General features: G+C 53.2%; 5 protein-coding genes and 1 pseudogene. 2 read left to right on the forward strand and 4 right to left on the reverse strand.

Translation table 11 applies throughout. The features are described 5' to 3' along the window. Positions 1-14: 14 nt before the first annotated feature. The 3 genes from AOY24_RS03980 to prpB all read right to left on the reverse strand — a co-directional run bounded on the left by AOY24_RS03980 (position 15) and on the right by prpB (position 3634). Positions 15-1466 carry a bifunctional 2-methylcitrate dehydratase/aconitate hydratase gene (locus AOY24_RS03980; protein WP_044327221.1) on the reverse strand — a complete coding sequence of 484 codons (1452 nt, stop codon included), beginning with the start codon at positions 1464-1466 and terminating at the stop codon, positions 15-17. A 40-nt stretch (positions 1467-1506) separates the two neighbouring features. Then, positions 1507-2676, reverse strand: coding sequence for a 2-methylcitrate synthase (gene prpC / locus AOY24_RS03985; protein ID WP_043001662.1), 1170 nt, complete (start codon positions 2674-2676; stop codon positions 1507-1509). A 79-nt stretch (positions 2677-2755) separates the two neighbouring features. Continuing rightward, entirely contained in the window at positions 2756-3634 is an 879-nt protein-coding gene (gene prpB, locus AOY24_RS03990; protein ID WP_054176048.1) for a methylisocitrate lyase, read from the reverse strand. A gap of 250 nt (positions 3635-3884) precedes the next feature. Here prpB and prpR point away from each other — a divergent pair, with 250 nt between their 5' ends. Then, positions 3885-5480 (forward strand): propionate catabolism operon regulatory protein PrpR, encoded by a 1596-nt coding sequence (gene prpR, locus AOY24_RS03995; protein WP_054176047.1) that lies wholly within the window; start codon positions 3885-3887, stop codon positions 5478-5480. Between the two features lie 78 nt (positions 5481-5558). Here prpR and yahO read toward each other — a convergent pair whose 3' ends face one another. Then, positions 5559-5834 carry a DUF1471 family periplasmic protein YahO gene (gene yahO, locus AOY24_RS04000; protein WP_043001665.1) on the reverse strand — a complete coding sequence of 92 codons (276 nt, stop codon included), beginning with the start codon at positions 5832-5834 and terminating at the stop codon, positions 5559-5561. Between the two features lie 879 nt (positions 5835-6713). Between yahO and AOY24_RS04005 the strand changes: the two are divergent. Continuing rightward, positions 6714-7271 (forward strand): annotated as a pseudogene (locus tag AOY24_RS04005) (autotransporter outer membrane beta-barrel domain-containing protein); the annotation flags it as partial.

The raw sequence follows: 7271 nt of genomic DNA on the forward strand, positions 1-7271 counted from the left end.
TGATGAAGCGGGTTCTAGATGACATAAAGGTCCATGTACTCATTGACCGGCATCTGCTCCAGGCGAGTTCTGTCCAGGGAGACCTCCAGGATGCGCTGCTGTTGGCGAGTCGGGAACTGGCGCGCCAGGTTAATTTTGAATTTTTCGATCAGTTTCGGGATCCCGTCGGTACGGCGACGTGCATGGCCAATCGGGAACTCCACGACCACCTCGTCAAACTGTGAACCGTCAGTGAATTCCAGGGTGATCGCATTGGCGATGGCGCGTTTTTCCGGATCGTGATAGTCCGCGGTAAACGCCGGATCTTCAACACAACGGATCTTCTCGCGCAGGGAATCGATTCGCTTGTCCTGTGCCACGCCGTCCTCATAATCCGCCGCCGTTAAGCGTCCGAACAGCAGCGGGATCGCCACCATATACTGAATACAGTGATCGCGATCGGCCGGGTTATTCAGCGGCCCCTGCTTATCAATGATGCGAATGCAGGCTTCGTGGGTGCGAATGGTCACTTTTTCGATATCTGCAGCGCTTTTACCTGCTGCCTGCATTTGCGCATACAGCGTCATTGCCGCTTCAACCGCCGTCTGAGAGTGGAACTCCGCCGGGAACGAAATTTTGAACAGCACGTTTTCCATTACGTAGGAGCCGTATGGACGCTGGAAGCGGAACGACTCGCCTTTGAATGAGACGTCATAAAACCCCCAGGTTTTCGCCGTCAGCGCTGACGGATAACCCATCTCACCGGTTTTCGCCATCAGCGCCAGACGCACCGCGCGCGAGGTTGCATCGCCCGCCGCCCAGGATTTACGCGTGCCGGTATTCGGCGCATGGCGATAGGTGCGCAGCGACTGTCCGTCGACCCACGCCAGCGACACCGCGTTGAGGATCTCATCACGCGTTAGCCCCAGCATTTCAGCCACCACGGCGGTGGAGGCCACTTTGACCAGCAGAACGTGGTCAAGCCCCACGCGGTTAAAGGCGTTTTCCAGCGCGATACAGCCCTGAATTTCGTGGGCCTTAATCATTCCGGTCAGCACGTGTTTCATGGTCAACGGCGCTTTACCCGCCGCGACCGCGTTGCGTGAGAGCCAGTCCGCTGTCGCCAGGATCCCGCCGAGGTTATCGGAAGGGTGGCCCCACTCCGCCGCCAGCCAGGTGTCATTGAAGTCGAGCCAGCGGATCATCGCGCCAATGTTAAACGCGGCCTGTACCGGGTCGAGCTGAAACTGGGTACCCGGCACGCGCACGCCGTTGGGCACCACGGTCCCCGGAACAATCGGCCCCATCAGTTTTTTACAGGCCGGATATTCCAGCGCTTCCAGACCACAGCCCAACGTATCAAGCAGGCAGTAGTGGGCGGTGTCATACGCCACCGTTGACGCTATCTCGTAGTTGACGACGTAATCCACGATATCAACGATTTCACGATCGAATTCCGGGCGAACATTTAAAATTTGAGCGGACATAAGGTACGTTTCCTGTTTTTTTATCTTTAGAGGTAATGAATTACTGACGCTGATCGATCGGCACAAACTCACGATCGTCCGGGCCGGTATAGTTGGCGGAAGGACGAATGATTTTGTTGTCCTGGCGCTGTTCAATAATGTGTGCCGCCCAGCCGGTGACGCGGGCGATGACAAACAGCGGGGTAAACATTTCGGTGGGAACGCCCATCATGTTGTAGGAGACCGCCGAGAACCAGTCGAGGTTAGGGAACATCTTCTTCGTCTCCCACATCACCTCTTCCAGACGATCGGCAATGTTGTACATCTTCAGCGAGCCCCCCTCTTCGGAAAGCTGCTTCGCCACACGTTTGATGACCTGATGACGCGGATCGGCAATGGTATAAACCGGATGACCAAAACCAATCACCACTTCTTTGTTTTCCACGCGCTTACGGATATCGGCTTCGGCTTCGTCCGGCGTTTCGTAGCGCTGCTGAATCTCCAGCGAGACCTCATTCGCCCCGCCGTGTTTCGGACCGCGCAGTGCGCCAATCGCGCCGATAATGGCCGAGTAAACATCCGATCCGGTGCCGGCAATCACGCGGCTGGTAAAGGTGGAGGCGTTGAACTCATGCTCGGCGTACAACACCAACGAAATGTGCATTGCTTTTTCCCAGCTCTGCGTCGGTTTTTCGCCGTGCAACAGGTGCAGAAAATGGCCGCCGATAGAGTCGTCATCGGTTTCTGGCTGAATACGCTCGCCGTTGTGACTGTAGTGATACCAGTAGAGCAGGATGGAACTGAGCGAGGCCAGCAGCTTATCGGCAATATCACGCGCGCCGGAAACGGTGTGCCCCTCTTTTTCCGGCAGCGTACAGCCCAGCGCCGATACGCCGGTGCGCATCACGTCCATCGGATGCGATGCCGCTGGCAGCGCTTCCAGTACGGTACGGACGTTAGCCGGTAACCCGCGCAGCGCTTTGAGTTTACTTTTGTATGCCTGAAGTTCGTCACGGGTCGGGAGTTTGCCGTGAATCAGCAGATGCGCGACTTCTTCAAATTCGCACTGCCGGGCGAGATCGAGAATATCGTAGCCGCGATAGTGCAGATCGTTGCCGCTTTTGCCGACGGTGCACAGCGCGGTATTGCCCGCCGGTACGCCGGACAGCGCGACGGATTTTTTAGGCTTAATAACATGGGTATTATTTTGCAGGATCGTTGTGTCGCTCATGTTGTCCTCATCATTATTGTCATATGTAGGGTACTGAGGGTTTTCGTCCAGGCCTGATAAGGCGTAGCCGCCATCCGGCCTACTTGATATACAACGCGTCGAGCTTCTCTTCGTACTGGTAGTAATTGATGCTTTCATACAGTTCGTTACGGGTCTGCATGATGTCGATAACGCTCTTTTGCGTCCCTTCCAGGCGCAGCACGTTGTAGACCTTTTCAGCAGCCCGGTTCATGGCGCGGAATGCCGAGAGCGGATAGAGCGCCATCGCCACGTTCGCACTGCGCAGTTCGTCGGTCGTGAACAACGGCGTAGCGCCAAATTCGGTGATATTGGCAAGAATCGGCACCTGGACTGCATCGGCAAACTGGCGGTACATCGAAAGCGCCGTGATCGCCTCCGGGAACAGCATGTCGGCGCCCGCTTCGACATAGGCCTGCGCACGATCGATCGCTGCGTCTAACCCTTCCACCGCCAGGGCATCGGTACGCGCCATGATCACAAAGTGGGGATCGGTACGGGCATCAACTGCCGCACGAATGCGATCGACCATCTCCTCTTTCGAAACAATCGCTTTATTCGGACGATGGCCGCAGCGCTTGGCGCCAATCTGATCTTCGATGTGTAGCGCCGCCGCCCCGGCTTTGATCATCGACTTGACGGTGCGCGCAACGTTAAACGCCGACGAACCAAAGCCGATATCAGCATCCACCAGCAGCGGGAGCGGACAGACGTCGGTGATGCGGCGAATGTCGGTCAAGACGTCGTCCAGGGTGGAGATGCCCAGATCCGGCAGTCCCAGCGAACCGGCCGCGACGCCGCCGCCCGAAAGATAAATCGCCTGATACCCGGCGCGCTGGGCCAGCAACGCATGGTTGGCGTTGATGGTGCCGACGATTTGTAAGGGGTTTTCTTTGGTGAGTGCAGCGCGAAATGCCTGACCCGGAGAATCCAGAGACATAGTCCATCCTCGTGTTATCAACTTGTAACTAACCGTTGATTCACATAAAGCAAGGGCTATGCCAAAGGCGCTTTGAAAGAGAGTGTTTTAAATAACCATCGATATAACAATAAGATAAACCACAGCATACCGCGATAAGCGAAAAAAAGCGTGTCAGCTAACGTTTCATGAAACGTCCCGACCGGTTTCATTGCAACAATTATGAAACAAGACTACACCCATTACTCTGTCCTTTTATTTTGGGTTGGCTATGGCGACGACAACGCTTCCCCCGCGGGTGAATGATGACAAACCGGTTATCTGGACGGTCTCGGTAACGCGACTGTTCGATCTGTTTCGCGACATCAGCCTGGAGTTTGATCATCTGGCGACCATCACCCCCATCCAGCTCGGTTTTGAAAAAGCGGTCACCTATATCCGTAAGAAGCTGACCACCGAACGCTGTGATGCGATCATCGCCGCCGGATCGAACGGCGCGTATCTGAAAAGTCGCCTGTCGATACCAGTTATCCTGATCAAACCCAGCGGGTTTGACGTTCTGCAGGCGCTGGCAAAGGCCGGAAAACTGACCGCCTCCATTGGCGTGGTGACCTACCAGGAAACGCTCCCCGCGCTGATGGCTTTTCAAAAAACCTTCAACCTGCAACTGGAACAACGCAGCTATATCACCGAAGAAGACGCGCGCGGGCAGATTAACGAGTTGAAAGCAAACGGCATTGACGCGGTGGTTGGCGCGGGACTGATCACCGATCTGGCGGAAGAGGCAGGCATGACCGGTATCTTTATCTATTCTGCCGCCACGGTGCGTCAGGCCTTTAGTGATGCGCTGGACATGACCCGCCTGACCCAGCGTCGCCACGGTCATTATGCCTCCGATCAGGCGCTGCGCACCCGCTATGGGCTGGGAGATATTCGTGGCGAGTCCGCACAGATGGAACAGGTGCGCCATACCATTATGCTGTATGCCCGTTCACCCGCCTCTGTCCTGATTCAGGGGGAAACCGGCACCGGGAAAGAACTGGCAGCCCAGGCCATTCACCGCGAGTTTTGTACGCGTCCTGGCACGCGCGGCGACAAAACGGCGCATCCGTTCGTCGCGGTGAATTGCGGGGCGATCGCCGAATCGTTGCTGGAAGCGGAGCTGTTTGGCTACGAGGAAGGCGCCTTCACCGGATCGCGACGCGGTGGTCGTGCCGGGCTGTTTGAAATCGCCCACGGCGGAACGCTGTTTCTCGATGAAATCGGCGAAATGCCGTTGCCGCTGCAAACCCGACTGCTGCGCGTGCTGGAAGAAAAAGAGGTCACCCGGGTGGGTGGACATCACCCCATTCCGGTAACAGTGCGGGTGATTAGCGCCACCCACTGCAATCTGGAAGACGAGATGAAACACGGGCAGTTTCGTCGCGATCTGTTTTATCGCCTGAGTATTTTACGTCTGTCGTTACCGGCTCTACGGGAGCGCCCCGCCGATATCCTGCCGCTGGCGGAAGGTTTTTTAAAACAATCGCTGGCCGCGCTCTCCGTACCGTTTACCGAGTCGGTGCGCGCCGGACTGGCGCAGAGTGCCGGTGCGCTGTTGCACTATCAGTGGCCGGGAAATATTCGCGAATTGCGCAATATGATGGAACGGCTGGCACTGTTTTTAAGCGTTGAACCGATGCCACAACTGAATGAACATTTATTACAGCAGATACTGCCGGAACTGGCGGAGAACGAATCGCCGTCATACCCTTCGCCTTCCGCTACGCCACAGCAGGTGCTGGCGCAGTTTAACGGCGATAAGCGCGCCGCCGCGCGTTATCTGGGGGTCAGCAGAACCACATTCTGGCGACGGCTGAAGGAATGAACGGCCGGATGGCGACACACAGCGTCTTACCCGGCCTACACATTTCACCAGGCCAGCGCCATCCGGCACGCTTACGAATTACTTTTTCTTGTAGATATTGGCAGTGCCATGAATTTTGTTGTCGGTTTGACCGGAAGTCAGCACGACCACATCAGCCCCTTTCTCATCCGCTTTTTTGAGCAGATCTTCTTTCGCATCCTGAGTGGACGTTTCATTGCTGGTATTGATGTTGCCAATCAGGGTGTACTGCGACTCCACTTTCTCAAACTCAGCTTTTGTTAACAGCTCCGCTGCAAACGCATTTGTCGCCACAAAAGCCAACGCACCAATCAAGAGTTTATATCCAGTTTTCATAGAGAAGCTCCAGGTTATGTTATGACGCTATCATCACCGCTGAATCCATGCCGCTGTTCAGGGATGATTAATAACTAGTTCAGCTTCCAGAAAAAATCCAGAGCCCTTTCAGTGATAGGTTGCTTTTGTGATTTCGGCCTGCTCAGTCCTTTTTTGCATACTACGGTAAAGTTAAGTCACTTTCTGCATACAAATAAAATAATGACCGACAACCCTGTCTTTTAATAAATCTCTCATTATTGCGTAAATATGCATAACCCTGTTCGAAACAACTCCACTTAAGATTATTATCAAAACCCTTACAGACTTATTGGTAATAATCTTAACATCGATAAAAGACATTCAGATTAATACCAATGTAAAAATTGATACTCATCAAAACAATGATAATTAGTCAGCCTAAAATTCTTAAAAAACATTATTACTGTCCGTAATTAAACATAGTGAAGCGATATTCACACTAATGTTAATCCTTCGCATCTATTCAGTCTTCCTTATCAAAAACCTCATCTATCCTGTTGTTTTTCGCCTTATATTTGCATTATTCCTGGAAGGATAGCCAAAAACAATAAACATTTGTAATCAAATAATTAGCCATCACTTAAATATCTTCACTCTGTTAATGACGGTTAATAGACTCAGCCTATCAATATCGAATGCAAGCCTGCGGCAAAACGATTACGCTATATCGCCCGCGGCAAATAATATTAAAAATCATCAGAATTTTATTTGCATGAGCAACCCGACAAATAGCCGTGTATTCAGCACTGGCTTTTCTGGCTTATGCCTGGATGTAATATTTAAATCTTAAGGAAGAGTCAATATATGAAAATAAATGCACAGTGTTTCCCTGAAACTCTATTAGCCATTGCAATTTCCATGGCTTTAACGTCCACTGCTGTAGCCAATAATAATATTTCCCCACCAACAGGTGTGGGGGATACTGTCATTATTAATAATGGACAAAATATTACGCTTTCCGCCACGGAAAATACCGACCCCGCATGGAATAACTTCCGCAGTCTTTGGGTGGGTGATAACTCCGACGGCTCACTGCTGATCGATGGTCGGGCTATCACCACCGCCGCCGGTATGATCGGTAATGGCGCAAACGGCAGCGTGACGCTGACGAATGGTGCGACCTGGACACTGGGCAATTTGAATCTGGTACTCGGGACCCATGATGGTTCAGGTACGCTGCGGGTGAATAACGGCAGTAAAATCAGCGGTATTGATGAATTGCGCATTGGAGAATATGCCGCAAACGCGCAGGGAACGGTTACTATCGATGGCGCAAATTCGTCCGTCTCTTCCGTCTGGAGCGTGGTCGGCGATCAGGGGCGCGGCAACCTGATGATTACCCGCGGCGGAACCCTCTCCTTAAGCGAACACATGAACATTGGCTACGTCGGCAATACGAGTAACACCAGTCGTAAT

The sequence above is a fragment of the Citrobacter sp. CtB7.12 genome (assembly GCF_001297795.1).
In the GTDB taxonomy this organism is placed as follows: domain Bacteria; phylum Pseudomonadota; class Gammaproteobacteria; order Enterobacterales; family Enterobacteriaceae; genus Citrobacter_A; species Citrobacter_A amalonaticus.